The sequence below is a fragment of the Streptomyces sp. NPDC002130 genome (assembly GCF_040296465.1).
Taxonomy (GTDB): Bacteria; Actinomycetota; Actinomycetes; order Streptomycetales; family Streptomycetaceae; genus Streptomyces.
Genome location: NZ_JBEOXI010000779.1, coordinates 1 through 1,525 on the forward strand (window position 1 = coordinate 1; position 1,525 = coordinate 1,525).

General features: G+C 61.2%; 2 protein-coding genes. One reads left to right on the top strand and one right to left on the bottom strand.

Going from position 1 to position 1,525, the window contains the following annotated elements; genetic code table 11:
- Positions 1-927 (bottom strand): transglycosylase domain-containing protein (locus ABT116_RS45440; RefSeq protein ID WP_351646923.1); only part of this gene is annotated, 927 nt, incomplete at its 3' end.
- A gap of 302 nt (positions 928-1,229) precedes the next feature.
- Here ABT116_RS45440 and ABT116_RS45445 point away from each other — a divergent pair.
- The coding region (locus ABT116_RS45445; protein ID WP_003943518.1) for a WhiB family transcriptional regulator at positions 1,230-1,525 on the top strand (296 nt) is incomplete at its 3' end.

Here is a 1,525-nt window from a genome sequence, read left to right on the forward strand (position 1 = left end):
GTCGCGGGTGATTCCGGCGTCCGAGAGGTACTTCAGTGCGTAGTCGCAGAAGAATCCGCGATCGCCCGCAGCGATGCAGCCGCGCGGCAAGTTGTTGGGGGTTTCCAGGACGCCGAGGGGCTCTTCCTTGGCTGCGCGGAACTCGTCGGCACGATCCGGAATGTTCGTGATCATGGTGTCGAGCACGGTGTTACGACGCTCGGTCACGCCCTCGACGTTCGTGTACGGGTTCAGCGCGGAGCTGGACTGAACCATGCCGGCCAACATCGCCGACTGGGGAACGGTCAGATCTGCGGCATCGACGCCGAAGTAGGTCTGGGCCGCGTCCTGGATGCCGAAGGATCCGTTGCCGAACGGTACGAGGTTGAGGTAACGGGTGAGGATCTCGTCTTTCGTGAGTTCCTTGTCCAGCGTCAGGGCCATCCGGATCTCGCGGATCTTTCGGGCCGGGGTGGTCTCGATGGCGGCGCGGCGCTCGGCATCCGTCTTGGCCACGACCAACAGTTGGTAGTTCTTCACATACTGCTGATCGAGTGTCGACGCGCCCTGCTGCACTTCACCGGTCGTCGTGTTGGTGAGGAAGGCGCGCAGCGTTCCCTGCCAGTCGACGCCCTTGTGGTCGGGGAACCGGCGGTCCTCGATGGAGACGATCGCCAACTTCATGTTGTTGGAGATCTTCTCGCTCGGGACTTCGAAGCGTCGTTGGTCGTACAGCCAGGCAATGGGATTGCCTGCCGCATCGACCATGGTGGACACCGCGGGGACCGTGCCTTCGACCAGTTCGGCCGAGACGTTGTCGACGGTATCGGCAGCGCGATTGGACGCGAATCCGAATCCGCCGGCCACCGGGAACATCACCCCTGCGACCAGGACACCCGCCAATGCGGAGCTTCCGGCGAGCTTCGCCACTGTTTTTGCAATCGACACGATCTACAGAGTACGTGTGCCCACCCATTGGAACCGGTTTCAGTGTTTTGGGGGTGTTCAAAACCTCCTGAACACGCGCTTTGTACTGCCGTACCAAAAAATGCCCCCGACCGTCTTGCGTTAGGGGCGTTCTTTACCTAAATTGTGATCAGTGTGATCGACGTAACACTCGATCACGAATGTGTCTCAGCTTTCACCGTGCTACCGCGGGGACGGCTGAGATGGTGCGCTGCTCGCCTCATGGCGACGGTCAGACTTTGTAGAGGGGACCCAGAATGTACACAGCCACCCCGAGTAGCCGTTTGGACATCGAGCAGGCCGAGGCACGAATTGCCTGGGTAACTCAGGCACGATGCCGCGAGGTCGACCCCGACCAACTTTTTGTTCGTGGCGCCGCACAGCGCAAGGCAGCCACCATCTGCCGTCACTGCCCGGTCCTCATGCAGTGCGGAGCAGATGCTCTCGACAATCGTGTCGAGTTCGGTGTGTGGGGCGGAATGACCGAACGTCAGCGCCGTGCACTGCTCAAGCAGCACCCCGACGTCGACTCCTGGTCCGAGTTCTTCGAAGACCAGCGCCAGCATCACTCAGCAGTCTG